The organism is Kitasatospora sp. NPDC023176 (genome assembly GCF_055560495.1).
Genome location: NZ_JBVHIP010000025.1, coordinates 63135 through 81202, shown reverse-complemented (window position 1 = coordinate 81202; position 18068 = coordinate 63135). Strand labels below are relative to the sequence as shown.

The following is an 18068-nucleotide window of genomic DNA, read 5'->3' as shown; positions in this document are numbered from 1 at the left end:
ACTCCTTCCGCGATCCGTCCGCCGGTCTGTCCGCGCCGGGTCATGGCTCGCTCTCGGAGCGCTCCGGGCAACACGGTCGCTGTTCGTACGATCGGCTCGGCTGGACCTGCCGGCCGCGCGACAGGCCAACTCCCGGCGAGACCGTTCGCGTCCGCCTGATTTCCGCAATCCGGCCCCGGACCGCCGATCGCTCTGGCATGCTCGCCCGAATGGCAGCAGGCATCGGGTAACCGAGGCCTCACTCAGCGTCAAGGGTGGGCAGTGCAGTACACGATCAGCGCGACCGCGTTCCTCGCCATCTTCATCGTCATCCGTCTCCGCCGCCGTACCGAGGCCCGCAGTCGGAGCGACGAGACGTTCACCGTCTTCACTGCGGTCGTGTTCGGTGTCCTGATCGCCGCCACGTCCTGGGGACATGCCATCCTCCAACTCGTCGGGATCGCCGTCGAGGCCACCCACTGACGCCACTCGGGCGGTCGGCGGATGGAGCGCGTATCGGAGGGCAGCCCCTCGCGATCCGTGACCTCAAATCCTCCATCGTCTCGAAGACCCGGGCCCGCCAGGTGAGTTCCGGGGGAGGTCGCACGCAATGGCGTCGATGGGCCATCCTGGTGTTCCCGGCCGGCCCTGGCCGGTTACGGCTGTCCTCCTACGTGGCGAGGTGTCCCCATCGGTAAGAAGAGCGGATCGGCACTGGCCACATGGCTGCGCGGCCTCGACGCACCCGAGTTGGAGCGGGTCCTGGCGGCGCGCCCGGATGTCGCGTCGGTTCCGGAGCCGCGTTCGGTCGGTGAACTGGCGGACCGTCTCCAGCGCCCGGCGTCGGTAGCGCTGGTCCTGCCCCGGCTCACGCTGCCGTGCCTTCAAGTGGCGGAGGCCCTCGCCGCGTTGACGGCCGCGTCGCCGGACGAGCTGGCAGGCCTCCTGGACGCGGCGCACGGGGAACGTGCCCACGGACTGGCCGCCGTCCTGGAGACGTTGGCCGATCGCGCGCTGGTGTGGCCGGACGGCAACGGCCTGCTGCGCATGGCGGCGCCGCTGCGGAGCGCGTGGGGCGCGCCGCTGGGGCTCGACGCACCGCTCGTGCAACTGCTCGCGGGCTCCAACTCCGACGAGCTGGCCCGGATGCTGGCGAAACTCGACGTCAAACCCGCCGCCCACCGGAAGGAGCAGCGGCTGGCGGCGCTGGTCGACCATCACAGCGACCCCGCCCGGGTCGGCGCGCTGGTGTCCAAGGCACCCGCGGCCACCCGGGAACTCCTCGAGCGGCGGGCCCGGGAGGCCTCGGATCAACCGGGCCTCATCATGTTCGGGAGTCCGAAGGTCGACTCCACGCCCGCCGAATGGTGGGCGGTGGAACGGGGACTGCTGATTCGGGACCGGTACCGGCACGGGCCGGCCCGGATGCCCGCCGAGGTGGCACTCGCACTGCGCGGCGCCGACTGGCACGCCCCGTTCACACCCGTCCCGCCCGGCGTGCGGTCGGTGCCCGTCACCGCGTCGGAGGTCGAACGGGAGGCCGCGGCCGCCTCGATGGCGTTCGCCGCCCACGCCGCCTCCGTCCTCGGCGTGTGCGCCGCCGCCCCACCGGCCCGGCTCAAGGCCGGGGGTGTCGGCGCCCGCGAGCTGTCCCGGATCGGCAAAGCCGCGCAGTGCGACGAGCTCGTGGTCCGCCTCGTACTGGAGACGGCGAACGCGGCCGGGCTGCTGGCCCGGGACGGCGACCGGGTCGCGGCGACCGCCGCCTACGACACCTGGGCCGAGCGGGAACCGGCCGACCGGCTCACCGCGCTGCTCCGGGCCTGGTGGGCGCTCCCGCTGACCCCCGGCGGAAGCCGCGACGAGGACGGAAAGGCCCTGCCGGCACTCGCCGGGGCGGCGCCGTGCGGAGGCTGCGTCCAGGCCCGGCACGGGCTGCTCACCGCCGCGGCGCAGCTCCCGGCCGGCGAAGGCGCGGCGAATCCTGCGGACTTGGGGGAACTGGTCGGGTGGCTCCGTCCGCTCGCCGACGAACTCCACCAGGACGCCACGCCGTTCGCCACCCTGATCCGGGAGGCGGAACTGCTCGGCGCACTCGCGCTCGGGGCCGTGTCCCCGATCGGGGCTGCCCTGCTCACCGACGGCGTCGCCGGCAACGCCGACAGCGGCAACGACGCCGACGACGCCGAAGCACTGGGCGACGCCTGCCGACGGCTGCTGCCCGCCGCGAGCGGGACCGCCCGCTTCGGCAGCGACCTCACGGCGGTGGTCGCCGGCACACCGTCGGCGCACCTCCACGCACTGCTGGACTCCGCCGCCGACCGGGAGAGCGCCGGCGCGGCGTCCGTCTGGCGGTTCAGCCCGGGCAGCGTCCGCCGCGCCCTCGACGCGGGCCTCGGCCCCGACGCCCTCACGGCCGACCTGGCCGCCGTCGCCGTCGATCCGCTGCCCCAACCGCTCTCCTACCTGATCCACGACACCGCGCGCAGCCACGGCCGGGTGCGCGTCGTCTCCGCGGCCTGTGTGATCCACGGCCAGGAGCCCGCCCTCCTGGCCGAACTCGCCGCCCACCGCAAGCTCGCCCCACTCGGCCTGCGGCAACTGGCACCGACGGTGCTGATCAGCCGGACCCCACCGGGCGAGACACTCGCGGCACTGCGGGCCGCGGGCTACGCCCCCGTCGCCGAGGAGACCGACGGGACCGTACGCATCGAACGGGCCCAGCACCACCGCGCGGCGAGCCCGTCATGGGTCCCGTCCCCGCGCCCGCCCGGCGGCAGGCCCCGCACACGGCGGACGGACACCCGCACCACGAAGCCGGGAACGCCCGTCGACCTGCGAGCCCTCGCCGCCCGGCTCCGCGACGCCCCGCAGGAGGTCCCGGAGCCCGACCCGTACGACGGCCGTCCCTATGCCAGCGACACGGAGGAGATCATCGCCGGGCACGCGCGCAACCTCTCCTTCACGGACGTCCGCCAACTGGCCCACGCCGTCGACGAGAAGCAGGCCATCACGATCGAGTACGTCGCCACCTCCGGCAACACCACCGTCCGCACCCTCAGCCGGCTGGGCCTGGACGCTCCCTACCTCCACGCCTGGTGCCACCTGCGCGACGACGAGCGGGTGTTCACCCTCTCCCGCATCCACGGGGTGATGCCCACCTAGCCCGGACGCGGCGAGCCCATCCGAGGAGCATGCGATGGAGGCACGCACGTCCCCGAGGTTCCGCATGACGCCGAGTCGGAGGGGCGGTCCTCGGCCTGACGGCACACGGCCCGGCCGGGGAAGGCGTGGGCGGTGTAGGGCATGGTGTCGGTCGGCAGTCGGTCGAGCGGCCATCGGCGCAGTTCCTCGCATTGGTGCGGCACGGCGTTGCGTGCCTCCTCGTGGGGCGGGCCGCGCGGCGCAGCGAGGCCGGTCACCGGCTGGTCTGCTGGTCGTCGGGGGCGGGCAGGGTCCGTTGGGAGGGGAGGCCGGTGCGCTCGTTCTGGAGGTCCCACAGTTCCTTGAACCGTCCGCCCTGGTCGGCGACCAGTTCGGCGAAGGTGCCCTCCTGGAGGACTTTTCCGTTTTCGAGGACGAGGATCCGGTCGGCGACCGCGACGTTGGTGAGGCGGTGGGTGACCAGGACGACCGCCCGCTCCTGCGCGACCGCCCGCAGGTTCTGGAAGATCCGGTGTTCGGCGCGTGGGTCGAGGGCGGCGGTGGGCTCGTCCAGGACGAGGAGGCCGGCTTCGCGGTGGAACGCGCGGGCGATGGCGAGGCGTTGCCACTGGCCGCCGGAGAGTTCCTCGCCGCCCATCCACTCCACGGCCAGGAGGGTGGACAGGCCGCGGCGGAGCTTGGCGACGACGTCGGCGGCCCCGGAGGCGTCCGCGGCGCGCAGTACCGCGGTGTCGCCGTCGGCGGTGGGCTGGCCGAGGGTGATGTTCTCGCGGCAGGTGAGCGGCCAGCGCGCGTAGTCCTGGGGGACGACGGCGACTTGGCGCCACAGGGCGTGGGGGTCGAGGTCGCGGGTGTCGCGTCCGTCCCAGCGCACCGATCCGGTGTCGGGCAGGTAGAGCCCTGCGAGGAGTTTGGAGAGGGTGGTCTTGCCGGAGCCGTTCTCCCCGACGAGGGCGAGGATCTCGCCGCGTTCGACGTGCAGGCTCACCCCGTCCAGGGCCTTGCGGTCGGAGGCGGGGTAGGCGTAGCCGAGGTTCTCCACCGTGATCCGGCGCGGTGCTCCGGGGACTTCGGTGCCGCGCTCGGGACGGTGGCCGCCGGCGGTGTCGAGGAAGTGGGACCAGTCGTCCAGGTACATGCCGGTGCGGAAGAGGTCGGCGCCGTAGCCGACGATGCCGCGCAGGCTGGTGCTGACCGCGGTGAGGGCGAACACGGCCGCGCCGCCGCGCGGCAGGCTCATCCGGCCGGTGCTGACCAGCCACAGCATCGCCGCCCACACCACCGCGGTGCCCAGGCCGGACGCGGCTGCCCCGATCACCGACACCCGGGCGCTCCGCTGCGCCGCCTGCCGGGAAGTGGCGTCCAGGCGCCGGCCGACCTGGTCGTACTTGGTGAGCAGGAACTCGCCCATGGTGTCGGAGCGGACCTGGTCGGCGTTGCGCTTGAGGTGGATGTACCAGCGCAGGTTCGCCATGATCCGCCGGTCGCCGACCGCCGCGCGGTTCGCCAGGAACTGCACCCGGGCGGCGTGCACCGACGCGACTCCCTGGGGCAGTGCCGCCAGCACCAGCAACGGCAGGAGCGCGGGGTGGAGCACGGTCAGCACGCCGGCCGCGCCGAGGAGCGAGGCGAGGGAGGCGAGCAGGTTCTGCGCCTCCCCGACGATGTCCACACAGACCTCGGCGCCGCGGTCGGCGGCTTCCAGTTCGTCGTTGTAGCCGGCGTGGTCGTAGGCGGTCAGTTCGGCGGCCACGGTCGCGCGCAACACCGCGGCCTCCGCTGCCCGGGAGATGCGCGGCGACAGGTGGATGGTGATGGTGCGGATGGTGATGCCCAGGAGGGAGCGGGCGCCGGCCGCCGCCGCGATCACGAGGATCGACGGCGCCGCGTGGGTGAGTTTGTCGCCGACCCGGCCCGGGCCGAACAGCGCCGAGATCGTGCCGGTGGTCGCGAGCAGGCCCGCCGCGCCGAGCACTGCGGACACGGCCTGGCAGGTCAGCAGCAGCGCGACGGAGGCGCGGTCGATGCGCCAGCCGAGGCGGAACGCGCGGACGACGAGCGCGGGCAGGCGCCGGGCCATCGCGCTGACGCTGATCGCCTCGATGGCCTCGATGCGGCGTCCGTCGGCGAGCCACTGAAGTTCCTCGTCGGCGGCCTCGGTCGGGGGGGTAGCGGTGCTCACGCGTTCGCCTCCTTGCGTGACGTACGGGCCGCGGGGGCTCCCGGGGCGGGTGGGACGTGGATCTCCGGGGCGGGGGGACGGGCCACAGATCCTCCAGGGGCGGAGAGGGTTCGCGGACGTGGGGAAGTACCGCCCGGGGTCTGGTGAGATGGCTCAAGTAGCCCTTTCCCAGGCTGAGTTGACGGTTCCGTTGCGGGCGGATGGCGTCCGATGATGGTGCTGTTCGAGTTCGGCGTTCAAGTGGATTGCCTCCGGGCGAGCCCGGGTCGAACGGGGACTTTTCGAGCACCATCGGGTCGCGGTCCAGGACGTCCTCCAACCGGTCGCGCACAGGCTCGGGAGGGTGGCGGAGCCCAGTGCGCAGGCGGCGAGAGCCTGTTCGAACGCGGCCGTCCGGCCGGGGCTGAGGTGGTCGTGGACACTCCTGTGTGCGAGGAGGTCACGTTGGGCGTGGCCGTCGCCCATTTCACCCGTTCGGCTGGACAGCCGCATGATCAGGTTTCGGGGTGCCCGAGGCCGGGGCGCACGCCCTTGGCGCCGATCCGATGGTCGTGGCCCCGCTCAGTTCGGCGGTCGGGATGTCGGTGACGATCAGCGGGGAGCCGGCGACCCAGGATGTCGGTCGCGCTGCCCACCGGGGGCGCGGTCCGATCCGCCGGGGGTCAGGGAACAGGGCTCCGCTACGCTGACGCGGTGCTGCTCCCCGCCGTCCCCCGTACCCGCCTGCGTCCCGCCGAACGGCCTGCCATCGAGACGCCGTTCGGCCCGCTGGTCTTCACCACGGTCGTGGAGAACACGGCTCTTCCGCCCGTGCCCGATGGACGGTTCGAGCTGCCGGGCGGCCGTACGGTGGCCCGCTGGGTCCGGCCTGAAGCCCGCGTCGAGCTGTTGCTGACCCCGTACGATCCCGGGCTGGACCCCGAGACCTGGGGGCCGCTGACCGGCTGCCGGGCGGCGGTCTGGCGGATCGACGCCCGCGCGCCGCTCGGGCGGGTGCGGTTCTCGGCGAGCCTGCCGGAACGGTTGGCGGACAATGCCGACGCCGGGTGGGACAGTGGGCAGTCGCTGGCCGCGATCACGGTCGACGACGACAGCACCAAGCTCACCGTCGGCGGCATGGACGAGGAGGCGATCTGCGGGGCGGCCGGCGCTGAGGTCCCCGCTCGGTGGGCCGAGCTGATCGACGAGGTCTACGACCGCTCGCACAGCACATGGGGTGTGGACTCCGGCCACCGGCACGGCATGACCTGGACGCTGCCCCCGCTGGAGGCCGGCGAGCACTGCGAACTCCCGGTGGTGGCCGCCTGGGCTCCGGTCGCGGACGAGACCGCGAACACCTGGTTCGCCGTCCTGGCCTCGCCGACGGATCTGCTGCGGCAGGCTGCCGAGCGCAGCTGAGGCGGGGTGCCCGGTCCGGCCCCCTCGGGCTACCGGTACCAGTCGTCTCCGCCCGCGGCGAGCGAGCGCCCCAGGTAGTCCCGCAGATCGCGGGCGACCCAGCTGCGGCTGTCACTCTCGTGGTCCCAGGCGAAGATGTCCGGCCTGCGCGGCGTCCGTACGAAGGCGAACTGGTCACCTCCGCCGTTGTCCCCGAAGAACAGCAGGGCATCGAACGGCATGTACAGCTGGGCGATGGAAGCGTCCGCCCGGAGATGGAGGTTCCGCTCGACGATCCGCTCGACCGTCCAGACCGTGTCCACGCCGGTCCGGCCCACGATCCCGTTGCTCTCCAGCAGCAGTTCCGTGAGCTCGGCAGGCAGCTCGTCCCCGAGCCTGCTCTCCGCCTCGGCCAGGACCGACTCCCGGGCGGGATCCCTGAACCCGCTGCCCGGGAACGAATCGGCGGCCACCTGTGTCCACATGATCCGCAAGCCTAGGCGGTCTCCGATCCGCGGACCCAGGCGGGCGGGTGACCGCCCCGGGTGTGCCGGACCAGGCCGTCCGGCACGCACCCGGGGACGCCGCCGAGGCTTCGTCCGGCGGTGGCCGGTGGGGCGGGGAGGTCAGGGGCGGGGTGGGGTGAGGAAGGTGCGGACGTGGTGGTTGACCTGCGGTGCGGCGGCCATGGGGAGGGTGTGGTGGGTGGTGCCCGGGAGGGTGGTGACGGTGGCGTGGGGGAGGGTGTGGCGGGTGGCTTCGGCGGTGCGGTGGGGGTCGTGGGCGCGGGAGTGGGCGGCGTAGAGGGCGAGCAGGGGGGTGGTGAGGGTCTGGAGCCGGGCGGGGGTGGGGCGGGGGCCGGTGATGACGGGGGAGGCGGGGAAGTCGGCGTAGCCGAGGGCGTACAGCTCGCACCAGTCGGGGTCGAGCGCGGGGCCGGGCGCGGACTCCCAGTCGAGGTAGGAACGGGCGCGGGCCGGGGTGCGGCGGGGGAGGAAGAGGGGGAGGGCGCGCAGGAGGTAGCCGGGGCGGAAGCCGGCGAAGCACTGGGTGGGGTCGAGCAGGGCGAGGCGGCCGACCCGGGCGGGGGCGTGCAACGCGTACTCGAGGGCGATCCAGGCGCCGTAGGAGTGGGCGCAGAAGTCGGCCTCGGGGACGCCGAGTCCGTCGAGTACGGCGTCCAGCCAGCCGAGCAGGCCGGGGACGTCGCCGAGGGCGGCGCCGTCGTGGACGCTGCGGCCGGGGTCGCCGATGAGGTCGACGGCGAGGACGCGGTGGCCGGCCTCGGCCCAGGCGCCGGCGTTGGCGAACCACATGGTGGAGGTCGCGCCGCCGCCGTGGAGGAGGACGAGGGGGCGGCCGTCGGCGGGGCCGCAGGCGTTGATCCGGGTGGTGCCGTGGGCGGTGCGGACGGTGAGTGGTTCGACCGGGACGGGCCAGCGGGCGAGCATTCCGTCGTAGGCGGCGAGGAAGGGGGCGAGGCGCGGTGCGAGGTCGGGGGTGGTGCGGGCGGACATGATGGGCCTCCGCGGGGTGTGGTGTGATCGCGTCCGGGTCGGGCGCGGGATCACCGCTGGATCACTCGTTGAACAAGTATCTCGCTGAGCGAGAGAATAATGGCACACGAGTGCCCGAGGAAGGACGAGAGGGTGTCCGAGGTCGAGGAGCCGATGCGGCTGGTCCACCTGTTGCGCGGTCTGACGGTCGAACTGGATCTGTTCGGGGCCGAGTTCGCGGCCCGCAGTGGTCTGCATCCGACCGATCTGCGGGCGTTGATCCACCTGCTGGACGCCGCCCGGGCCGGGGAGGTGGTCACCCCGGGCCGCCTCGGGGAGGCGCTCCGGCTGAACTCGGCCGGCACCACCGGTCTGGTGGACCGGCTGGAGCGGCTCGGGCTGATCCGTCGCGAGCGCGATCCGCAGGACCGGCGGAAGGTGCGGCTGGTGGTGGAGGAGCGGGCGATGGAACTGGGGCAGGGCTTCTTCGGCGGGCTGATCGGGGACCTGGTCGCGGCCATGGGCCGGTTCGACCCGGCGGAGCTGGCGACGGCCCGGCGCTTCCTGGAGGCGATGACCTCGGTGGTGGCCGCCGCCCGGCAGGGGTGAGACCGGCAGAGGCGGGCCGGAAGGGGCGGGCGGGAAGGGGTGGGCCGGCAGGGGTGGACCGGGAGGGGTGGACCGGGAGGGGTGGACCGGCAAGGGGCACAGACCGGTGGGGGCGAGACCGGCGGGACCCACCCACCGCTACGCGGGCCCCAGGCTCCAGGCGATCAGGGACAGGGTCGCCATCGACACCAGCGTCGACCAGAGCACGGTGTCCCGGGCGAGTTCGGTGCCCTGCCCGTACTCGCGGGCGTAGGTGTAGATGTTCTGCGCCGCAGGCAGGGCGGAGAAGAGCACCACGGTGAGCAGCTGGTGGGTGGGGAGGTGGAGCACCGGGCCGGCCACGGCCAGGGCGGCGAGCGGCTGGACCAGGGTCTTGATCGCGACCGTCACTCCGACCTCGACGCGGCGCGAGGGTCCGTCGGCGGGCGGGCGGTTGTGCAGCGACATGCCGAGGGCGACCAGGGCGGTCGGCACCCCGGCGCCGCCGAGCAGTTCGGCGGAGTGGTTGAGCTCGGCGGGCAGGTGCAGCCCGGTCGCGGAGGCGACGGCGCCGAGCGCGGTGGCGAGCAGGACCGGGTTGCGCAGCGGCAGGGTGAGCAGGGCCCGGCGGCCGGCCGCGCCGCTGTCCAGGACGGCCAGCACGGCCGGGGTGACCAGCAGGATCTGGAAGAGGATCACCGGTCCGACGAAGGAGGCGTCGCCGACGACCTGCATGGTCACCGGGATGCCGAGGTTCGCGGAGTTCACGTAGCCGGCGGCCATCGCGCCGATCGCCAGTTCGCCGCGCTTGCGGCGGAACAGCAGGCGCCCCGCGAGCAGCCCGAGGCCGGTCGCGACGGCGGCGCCGGCCACGAAGGCGAGCATCGACGCGTTGGCGAAGTGCCCGAGCGGGGTGCGGGCGATCATCAGGAAGAGCGCGGCCGGCATCGCTACGTGGAAGACGAAGCGGGTCAGCACCATCTCGGCCTGCGGCCCGAGCAGCCCGGCACGGGCGACGAGGTAGCCGACCGCGGTGAGGGCCCAGATCGGGGCGAAGGCGGACAGCAGCGGGTGGAGCGCGGGCATGGTTCCTCGGATCGCTCGGAAGGGTCTGCCGGGTGGCGGCGGGGATCGCCCGCCCGAGGGCCCTTGGAGCACCGGTAACGCCGAGAACCCCCCGACGGGAGTAAACCAGTGGCCGTGGGGGTGTTGATCAACGGACCCCGGAACGGGGGCGGGGAGCCCGGCCTGCGGAGGAGGTCCGGGAGGCGGCCCCGCGAACGGCGGACCGGACCGGGCCCTACGATGAGCCGATGGAGGACCAGTACCTGAGCCTGTCCGAGGTGGAAGCCGTCGCGCGGCGCGCCCACCAGGGGCAGGTGGACAAGAACGGGCACCCGTACGCCGAGCACATCGCGGCGGTCGCCGGCGGGACGGCGGCACGCGGTGGCAGCGAGGCGCAGATCGCGGCGGGCTGGCTGCACGACACCGTCGAGGACGACCGGCTGAGCCGGGAGTGGCTGGCGGGCGCCGCGCTGCCGGACGAGACCAAGGCGATCGTGGACGCGCTCACCCGCCGCCCTGACGAACCGGTCGAGGCGTACACGGCGCGGATCCTGGCCACGCCCGGCGCGCTGCTGGTCAAGCGCGCCGACCTGGCGCACAACTCCGATCCGGCCCGCCTGGCCACGCTGGACCGGGCGACCGCCGAGCGGCTGGCCGCCAAGTACGCGCGGATGCGGGAGCTGCTGGGGCTCACCGGGGAGCTCTGAACCGGGGAGCGCTGAACGGCGGGCTCTGAGCCGGGGAGCGCTGAGCCGGGGAACTCTGAACTGGGGAGCGCTGACCGGGGAGCTCTGAACCGTGCAGTAGCCGGGGCGCGCCGAGCTGCGCGGCAGCCGGGCAGAGCGGCCGAAGGGAAGCACGAGAGGGCCCGGGCCACGCGGATCGCGCGGGCCCGGGCCCTCTCGGGTCACCCCGGTGGTCCCTGTCCGACCCCCGGGGTGAGGGGGAGGTGGTCAGGAGACGGGTGGGAGGCAGGTAAGCCGGTGGTCGGTCGGCTTAGTACCAGTGGTGGTTCTGCCAGAAGTTCCAGGCGGCGTTCGGGCTGCCGTAGCGGGAGTTCATGTAGTCCAGCGCCCACTTGATCTGGGTGGCCGGGTTGGTCTTCCAGTCCGAGCCGGCGGAGGCCATCTTGGAGGCCGGCAGCGCCTGGCCCAGACCGTACGAGCCCGAGCTCGGGTTGGTCGCCGTCACGTTCCAGCCGGACTCGTGGGAGATGATCTGGCTGAAGGAGGCCAGCTGGTTCGCCGGGACGATCTGCGCGGCGATGGCCTGCGGGGAGGCGGTGGCAGCGTTCGCGGTGGCGGGCAGCACACCCGCGCCCAGGACGGTCAGACCAGCGGCGCCGGCGAGAATCGCGGCGGAAGTGCGCATACGGAGCTTGAAAGCGGGCATGTAGGTCAGGACCTCAATCAGGTTGGGCCGAGTCGCGCCCCACCCAGGACCACGGGCCGGACAGGGGCCGTTGCGGTTGTGGGGCGCGACTCGGCGGTAGGCCGTCGACCGGCGGGACAGGAGCCGGTGCGGCTGACGACGAGAGCCATTGTTGCCAGACGGGATCGGCCGTCGCCAAGACCCCCTCGTTACGACGCACCGTCGTACGCGCGGAGGTGGCCGTGGATTCGAAGGGGCGCCGGGGCGGGCCCGGCGGACGGGCTCGGAACCGGGCGGACACCCGGCGGTCGGTGGTCGGGCGACGGTCGGCGGGAGGGGGCGGCGAGGGCTCCGCGCCACCACTACCGTCCGTCGTAGGCGTGATTCGCCTGTGAGCGCACTCACCGTTTGGGAGCGGCGACTGTCACCCGACGGTCCGGTCACAGCACTTTGGGTACTGACGATCTGTGCCCGGCGCCACACGATCCGGTCGCGGTCGGCGGCCGTCCGCTCGCCGAGGGTTACCGGAGGCCGCCGAAGTTCATCGGAGGTCGCCCAGGCGCCGGTGGCGGAGTGCCCGGGCGGCGAGCCGGGCCGTCTCGCCGGTCGCGGACAGCTCGCCGAGCGCCGTGACGACCGCCGCGCCCAGGCGGGCACAGAAGGCCGCCGGCTCCTCGGAAGCGTCCGGCAGCTCGGGGACCACCTTGTCCACCAGCCCGACCTCCGCCAGCTGCCGGGCGCCGATGCCCTGGGCCCGGGCCAGCTCGGCGGCGTGGGCGCCGTCCCGGTGGACGATTGCCGAGGCGCCCTCCGGCGGCAGCGGCGCCAGCCAGGCGTGCCCGGCGGCGAGCACCCGGTCGGCCGGGAGCAGGGCCAGGGCGCCGCCGCCGGAGCCCTGGCCGAGCAGGACGGCGAGGACGGGGGTGCGCAGGGCGAGCAGGGTGGTCAGGCAGTGCGCGATCTCGATCGCGATCCCGTCCAGCTCGGCCTGGGCGGACAAGTCGGCCCCGGCGGTGTCCACCACGGTCACCAGTGGCAGGCCCAGCTGCTCGGCGAGGCGGGCGCTGCGCCGGACGGCCCGCAGGTCGGCGGCGGTGAAGGGGCGTTCGTGTGCCGAGTCCTGCCGCTGCTGGCCGACGACCAGGACGGGGTGGCCGCCGAGCACGGCGAGTGCGCGGACCAGCGCGCCGTCGCGGCCGCCGGGCGCGTCGAGCAGCACCAGTTCCTCGGTGGTGCGGCGCAGCAGCTCGCGGGTGCCGGGGCGGTCGGGGCGTCGGGTACGGCGGACGGAGTCCCAGGCGTCCTGGGCGTCGGTGTCCTGGGTGCCGGTGTCCTGGGGGTCGGGGTGCCGGGTGTCGGAGTCCTGGGCCTCGGGCGGCGTGGTGGACCGCTCGGGGAGAGGGGTGTCCGGGGTGCCCCTATAAGTAGGAGGAGCGGTGCCGAGAACGGTGAGGGTGCGGCGGAGCAGCTCGCGCAGCTCCTGCGGCGGTACCACGGCGTCCACGAGGCCGTGCCCGGCCAGCGTCTCCGCCCGCTGGACGTCCGCCGGCAGCTCCACGCCGCGCAGTTCCTCGTACACCCGGGGGCCGAGGAAGCCGAGCCGGGCGCCCGGCTCGGCGAGGACCAGCTGGCCGAGGGTGCCCCAGGAGGCGAAGACCCCGCCCATGGTCGGGTTGCGCAGATAGGTGAGGTAGGGGAGGCCGGCCGCGCGGTGGGCCTGGACGGCGGCGGTGATGCGGAGCATGCAGAGGAAGGCCGCCGAGCCCTCCTGCATCCTGGTGCCGCCGGAGACCGGCAGGGCGAGCAGCGGGAGGCGCTCGGCGGTGGCGCGTTCGACGGCCCGGGTGATCCGTTCCGCGGTGGCGACGCCGATCGAGCCGCCGAGGAAGCCGAACTCGGAGGCGACCAGGGCGACCGGCCTCCCGTCGATCCGGCCGAGGCCGGTGAGCACGGCCTCGTCCAGGCCGGTGCGCTCGCGGGCCCGGTCGAGCGAGGCGCGGTAGCCGGGGTCGGCGGGCGGCGCGGACGGGGGTTCGTCCCAGCTGTGGAAGCCGCCCGGGTCGACCAGCAGTCCGACCAGCTGGTGGGCGGTCAGGGCCGCGCCCTTGCCGACGGGCGGGTTGCCCGCCGTGCCGGTGCCCGCCGTGCCAGTGTCCGCAGCCGTCGCTGTGCCCGCACCCGTGTCAGTGCCCGTGCCAGTGCCCGTGTTCATGTCCACCCCGTCAGAGATCGTTCCGGTCCGACATGATCCGTCACTCTATGCGGCGCGGACGGGGCGTTGTGGGAGTGCTGTGAAGGTGTGAGCGGCCCGACAGCGGGGCGTGCGGTTGTTCGATGGCGGTCGACCCAAGGGGGGTGCGGGCGGTTCGTGGACGGCCGCGACGAAGGGTCACCGAGGGGCGACGTACGGGTCAAGTCGCAGGTGGGAAAGGTGAGTTACCCGACGGTTAACAGTTCGCCGGAGGCCTTCCGGAGTTGTCGGTGGCTCGCCACACTGGTGGACATGACTCGCACTCTACGCGCGTGGAAGACCCGCGCCGCCGCCATCACCGCCGTCGCCCTGATGACCCTCGCTCCCGTCGCCGTCGCCACCGAGGCGCACGCCGACGTGAGCGGCACGGTGTGCCTGTCCACGCTTCCGCCGGAGGCCACGGACACCCTCAACCTGATCGCCTCGGACGGGCCGTTCCCGTACTCGCAGGACGGCGTGGTCTTCCAGAACAGAGAGGGCGTCCTGCCCAGCCAGTCGTACGGGTACTACCACGAGTACACCGTCATCACCCCGGGCGCCCCGACCCGTGGTACCCGCCGGATCATCACCGGCGAGGCCTCCCAGGAGGACTACTACACCGGCGACCACTACGCCACGTTCTCCCTGGTCGACCAGACCTGCTGACGCCCGTCGGCGTGACCGTGGCCCCGGCGGGGAAGCCCGCCGGGGCCACGGGTCGTACGGCGCCACGGGTCGTACGGCGCCGCATGTGTACGGTGCCACGGGTCGCAGGCGCCACGTCCTGGTCCTGTGGCTCGGACGCGCCCCAGTCGCTGACCGTCGGCTCGTCCCCCACCCGCAGCGTGCCCGGCCGCAGTACCGAGAACGTGCTCCCGGTCGTGTTCCGGCGGCACCCGGACCAGCCCTGCACCGGGAAGCACCGCAACTCCGTCACCGCGGCCATGCCGCCCCCGTGCCTGCGCGGCCACCGTGGGCCGCTCTTCTCCGTGTCCCCGTAGGACAGTTGCCGGCCCGCCCGGGATCGTCCCGGCCGTCGCACCGGTGAACACCCGGCGGCCGTGCGGTTGCTAGGGTCTGCGCATGGCACCGAGCAGCGCGAACCCCCCGGGACGGCTCCGGCGCGACGCGCAGCGCAACCGGGACCTCCTGCTCGCCGCCGCCCGCGAGATGTTCTCCCGGCACGGCCTCGACGTCCCGCTGGACCAGATCGCCAAGGAGGCCGGCGTCGGCAACGCCACCCTCTACCGGCACTTCCCGACCCGCGAGGCCCTGATCGCCGAGGTGTTCGCGGACGCCGGGGCCGGACTGGCCACCGCCGGACAGGAGGCGCTCGCCGCCGAGGACGCCTGGACCGGCCTGGAACGCTACTTCGAGCGGATCTTCGAACTCGTCGCCGCCGACCGGGGCATCAACGACCTGGTCACCCAGGCCATCCCGAGCATCCCCGGCATGATCGAGATCAGCCGCGGCCACGCCGCCACCGTCGGCTCCCTCATTGCCCGCGCCCAGGACCAGGGCACCATGCGGCGCGACGTGGTCACCATGGACCTGCTGTTCCTGCTCGGCCCGCTCTGCCGCGCCCTGCCCGCCACCACCGAACTGCGCCCCGACCTGTGGCGCCGCTACCTCGCCCTGCTGCTGGACGGCTTCCGCGCCCAGGCCACCCACCCGCTGCCTGTCCCGCCGGTCGGCGAGGAGCACCTGGACCGGATGTTCGCAGACCTGTGGGAGGCGCAGGCGCCGGAGCCGCCCGAGGCCTGACCCGCCCGAGGCCCGATCCGTCCGAGGCCCGATCCGCCCTGGGCGCGGCCGGCATCAGGGACGCGTACGGAACACCGGGCGGCGCGTCAGAGCCGTGTCAACGGGCCGGAGCGGACGGCGGCGGACCGCTTTGCTGAGGTGACCCGCCACGGTAGGGCGGCGCGAACGGAGAGGCAGGGAGGGCCATGTCGGACCCGGGTACGGACGAAGGCCGGATCGTGGTCGGCATCAGCGGCTCGCTCGGCAGCCTCGCCGCCCTGCACCACGCGGTGGCCGAAGCCCGGCGGACGGACGTCGAGGTGCTCGCGGTGCTGTGCTGGACTCCGCCGGGCGAGGAACTCGGGTACCGCCGCACGGTCTGCCCGCCCGTGGTCGACGCCGGCCGCGACGCCGCCGTCGCCCGGTTGCGGCAGGCGCTCGACGAGGCCTTCGCCGGGGGCTACGCGGGAGTTCGGCTGCGCTGCCAGGCCATGCGCGGGGAGACCGCCCACACCCTGCTGCGCTGCGCGGACCGGCCGGGCGACGTCCTGGTGCTCGGCGCCGGCCGCGAACGCGGCTGTCTCTCCCGGCTGATCCGGCCGTCGATCGCCGCCTACTGCGTCCGGCACGCGACCTGCCCGGTGCTCACCGTGCCGCGCCCGCCACTGCAGCGGGACCTGGACGCGCTGGAGCGCGGGCACGGGCTGGGCGACCTGGTCACGGGGAACTGAGCTGCCGGGCAGGCCGGTTGGACGGGCGGCTACGTGAGGCCGGCCGCCCGGGCGAGGACGGCGGCGGTCTGCCGGCCGGCCGCCACGGTGGCGGGGTCGGTCGCGGGCAGGCAGCGGCCGGCCTCCGGGCTGTAGGTGGTCATCACCACGCCGGCGTGGTCGGTGGGGAGTTCGAGCAGCTCGGCGGTCGGCAGGACGGCGTACAGCTGATGGGTGAGCTCGGCGGGCACCACGTCGTCCGCCGTGCCCAGCACCAGCCGGATCGGCACCGGGGAGGGGCCGGCGGCCAGCAGGTCGAGCGGGCTGTCGCCGGTGGTCGCGGCCGGACGGCCGTAGGCGGAGGCGATGCCGACGGCGGCGGTGGGGCGCAGCTCGGCCGGGGTGTCCGGGTGGGTGGCCACCGCGACGGCCTCCCGGCCGCCGAGCGACCAGCCGGCCAGCACGAAGCGCTCCGGATCCCCGCCGTACGCGGCGGCGTTGCGGCGGGCGAAGGCGAGCGAGGCGAGCAGTTCGGCGCGGCCGCCGTCCTCCCGGTCGGAGCGCCAGTCCGGGACGAGCACCAACAGGCCCAGCCCGGCGGCCTCCTGGGCGACGGTGTGCAGCACGTCGCGCTCGTCGGGCCCGGAGCCGTGCCACAGCAGGACGACCGGGGCGGGCCCGGCGGTGGCGGCGGAGGTCGGGCGGTGGACGTCCAACAGCCGTCCGTCCGTGTACGGAACGGTCTCCGGTCGGGTGTTCGTCATGCCGGGTTCGCCTCCGGTTCGATGCATGATCACGGAGCTGGTACTGTACTTCCTGTCGCGAGGGAGACGATCTCTCGTCAGGCGTCAGTGGTGCTACCAGAGCACGTCCTACTTTCAGTAGGAAGAGTCCGTGCGATCCGGGCCTGGCGCTCCAAGGTCGGACGGGGTCCGGCACCTTCACGGGTGTCGGGCCCCGTTCGCGTTTCCCGGGCCGCGCCGTCCGCGTTTCCCGGCCCCGTCCGTATCTCCCGGACCCGTCCGCGTTTCCAGGGTCGTGGCGAGGGTGGGCCGGGGGATGGTTCGTCGTTAGGTGCATGGGCGTTGAGCTGCTAGTGTTCTTCCTGTCGCGAGGGAGACGATCTCTCGTCAGGCGTCAGTGGTGCTACCAGAGCACGTCCTACTTTCAGTAGGAAGAGTCCGTGCGATCCGGGCCTGGCGCTCCAAGGTCGGACGGGGTCCGGCACCTTCACGGGTGTCGGGCCCCGTTCGCGTTTCCCGGGCCGCGCCGTCCGCGTTTCCCGGGCGGGGCCGGGAAGTTCAGGACGGCTGGCGATCGGAGCCCAGTTCGCGGGAGATCCGCAGGCCGACCTGGGCGACGACCGGGCCGAGGGCGCGGACCCGGGCCGCGGTCATCCGGGAGGTGAGGCCGGAGACGGACAGCGCGGCCGTCACCTCGCCGGTGTGGTCGAAGATCGGCGCGGCCACGCACCGCACTTCGGGTTCGTTCTCCCGGTCGTCGATCGAGTAGCCGCGGGCACGGATCCGGGCGAGTTCGGCGCGCAGCCTGGTCTCGTCCGCGATGGTCCAGGCGGTGACCGGGCGCAGTCCGGCCGCGACCACCTCGGTGACGGCCTCCTCGGGCAGCCAGGAGAGGATCGCCTTGCCGGTGGCGGTGCAGTAGGCGGGTGCCCGGCTGCCGACCCGGGAGGCCATCCGGACGTTGGTCTCGTCCTCGACCTTGTCCAGGTAGACGATGCCGGGCGACTGCCAGACGGTCAGGTGGACGGTCTCGCCGGCCTCGCGCTGGAGCCGGCGCAGGTGTTCGGCGGCGACGCTGCGCAGGTCGAGGGTGGTCAGGTAGGCCTGGCCGAGCCGGAGCGCGCCGTGGCCGAGGCGGAACCAGCCGGTCTCGCGGTCCCGTTCGAGCAGGTGCTCGTCGAGCAGGGGGCCGGCCAGCCGGAGCACCGTGCTCTTGTTGAGGCCCAGGGCGTCGGCGAGTTGGGCGAGCGGGACGCCGCGTCCGTCGCCGTGCTCCCGGACGTGGCCGAGGACGGCGAGGGCGCGGCGCAGCGAGGAGGACTGGTTGCGTTCGGTCGTGGGCTTCGCCGCGGACGCGGCCGAGTCGGGTGCCTGCGCGGGCTTCTTGGGCGACGTCTCCGTCATGGGTCCGTTCCCTGG

At 73.9% G+C, this 18068-nt stretch carries 16 protein-coding genes; 8 read left to right on the top strand and 8 right to left on the bottom strand.

Annotated features, from left to right (window positions below; translation table 11 throughout):
- The first annotated feature begins 261 nt into the window (after window positions 1-261).
- Entirely contained in the window at window positions 262-462 is a 201-nt protein-coding gene (locus ACZ3YL_RS28835; RefSeq protein ID WP_317620904.1) for a hypothetical protein, read from the top strand.
- Window positions 463-867: 405 nt separating this feature from the next.
- Window positions 868-3144: a helicase C-terminal domain-containing protein gene (locus tag ACZ3YL_RS28830; protein ID WP_465660343.1), complete on the top strand. Its 2277-nt coding sequence runs from the start codon at window positions 868-870 to the stop codon at window positions 3142-3144.
- A 253-nt stretch (window positions 3145-3397) separates the two neighbouring features.
- On the opposite strand, the gene ACZ3YL_RS28825 is transcribed toward ACZ3YL_RS28830, so the two are convergent.
- On the bottom strand, window positions 3398-5326 hold the full coding sequence (locus ACZ3YL_RS28825; RefSeq protein ID WP_465660342.1) for an ABC transporter ATP-binding protein: 1929 nt from the start codon (window positions 5324-5326) through the stop codon (window positions 3398-3400).
- A 693-nt stretch (window positions 5327-6019) separates the two neighbouring features.
- On the opposite strand from ACZ3YL_RS28825, the gene ACZ3YL_RS28820 reads away from it, so the two are divergent.
- Complete coding sequence (locus tag ACZ3YL_RS28820) at window positions 6020-6724, top strand: hypothetical protein (protein ID WP_465660341.1); 705 nt, start codon at window positions 6020-6022, stop codon at window positions 6722-6724.
- A 29-nt stretch (window positions 6725-6753) separates the two neighbouring features.
- Here the strand turns inward: ACZ3YL_RS28820 and ACZ3YL_RS28815 are convergent, their stop codons facing one another.
- Complete coding sequence (locus ACZ3YL_RS28815) at window positions 6754-7188, bottom strand: SMI1/KNR4 family protein (RefSeq protein WP_188302901.1); 435 nt, start codon at window positions 7186-7188, stop codon at window positions 6754-6756.
- Window positions 7189-7329: 141 nt separating this feature from the next.
- Window positions 7330-8220, bottom strand: coding sequence for an alpha/beta fold hydrolase (locus tag ACZ3YL_RS28810; protein ID WP_465660340.1), 891 nt, complete (start codon window positions 8218-8220; stop codon window positions 7330-7332).
- A 153-nt stretch (window positions 8221-8373) separates the two neighbouring features.
- On the opposite strand from ACZ3YL_RS28810, the gene ACZ3YL_RS28805 reads away from it, so the two are divergent.
- Window positions 8374-8808, top strand: a complete 435-nt coding sequence (locus ACZ3YL_RS28805; RefSeq protein ID WP_465660372.1) for a MarR family winged helix-turn-helix transcriptional regulator — start codon at window positions 8374-8376, stop codon at window positions 8806-8808.
- A 138-nt stretch (window positions 8809-8946) separates the two neighbouring features.
- Here ACZ3YL_RS28805 and ACZ3YL_RS28800 read toward each other — a convergent pair whose 3' ends face one another.
- Window positions 8947-9873 carry an AEC family transporter gene (locus tag ACZ3YL_RS28800; protein ID WP_188302903.1) on the bottom strand — a complete coding sequence of 309 codons (927 nt, stop codon included), beginning with the start codon at window positions 9871-9873 and terminating at the stop codon, window positions 8947-8949.
- Window positions 9874-10100: 227 nt separating this feature from the next.
- Here ACZ3YL_RS28800 and ACZ3YL_RS28795 point away from each other — a divergent pair, with 227 nt between their 5' ends.
- Window positions 10101-10559 carry an HD domain-containing protein gene (locus ACZ3YL_RS28795; RefSeq protein WP_465660339.1) on the top strand — a complete coding sequence of 153 codons (459 nt, stop codon included), beginning with the start codon at window positions 10101-10103 and terminating at the stop codon, window positions 10557-10559.
- A gap of 289 nt (window positions 10560-10848) precedes the next feature.
- Here ACZ3YL_RS28795 and ACZ3YL_RS28790 read toward each other — a convergent pair whose 3' ends face one another.
- Complete coding sequence (locus tag ACZ3YL_RS28790) at window positions 10849-11223, bottom strand: aggregation-promoting factor C-terminal-like domain-containing protein (protein WP_223241757.1); 375 nt, start codon at window positions 11221-11223, stop codon at window positions 10849-10851.
- A gap of 541 nt (window positions 11224-11764) precedes the next feature.
- On the bottom strand, window positions 11765-13435 hold the full coding sequence (locus ACZ3YL_RS28785; protein ID WP_465660338.1) for a carboxyl transferase domain-containing protein: 1671 nt from the start codon (window positions 13433-13435) through the stop codon (window positions 11765-11767).
- Between the two features lie 291 nt (window positions 13436-13726).
- Here ACZ3YL_RS28785 and ACZ3YL_RS28780 point away from each other — a divergent pair, with 291 nt between their 5' ends.
- The 3 genes from ACZ3YL_RS28780 (at window position 13727) to ACZ3YL_RS28770 (ending at window position 15927) form a co-directional block, all read left to right on the top strand.
- Window positions 13727-14119: a ribonuclease gene (locus ACZ3YL_RS28780; protein ID WP_188302907.1), complete on the top strand. Its 393-nt coding sequence runs from the start codon at window positions 13727-13729 to the stop codon at window positions 14117-14119.
- Between the two features lie 417 nt (window positions 14120-14536).
- Entirely contained in the window at window positions 14537-15217 is a 681-nt protein-coding gene (locus tag ACZ3YL_RS28775; RefSeq protein ID WP_465660337.1) for a TetR/AcrR family transcriptional regulator, read from the top strand.
- Window positions 15218-15402: 185 nt separating this feature from the next.
- Window positions 15403-15927 carry a universal stress protein gene (locus ACZ3YL_RS28770; protein WP_188302909.1) on the top strand — a complete coding sequence of 175 codons (525 nt, stop codon included), beginning with the start codon at window positions 15403-15405 and terminating at the stop codon, window positions 15925-15927.
- A gap of 29 nt (window positions 15928-15956) precedes the next feature.
- On the opposite strand, the gene ACZ3YL_RS28765 is transcribed toward ACZ3YL_RS28770, so the two are convergent.
- Window positions 15957-16670, bottom strand: a complete 714-nt coding sequence (locus ACZ3YL_RS28765; protein WP_465660336.1) for an alpha/beta hydrolase family protein — start codon at window positions 16668-16670, stop codon at window positions 15957-15959.
- A 537-nt stretch (window positions 16671-17207) separates the two neighbouring features.
- Entirely contained in the window at window positions 17208-18053 is an 846-nt protein-coding gene (locus ACZ3YL_RS28760; protein WP_188302911.1) for an IclR family transcriptional regulator, read from the bottom strand.
- Window positions 18054-18068: the final 15 nt, after the last annotated feature.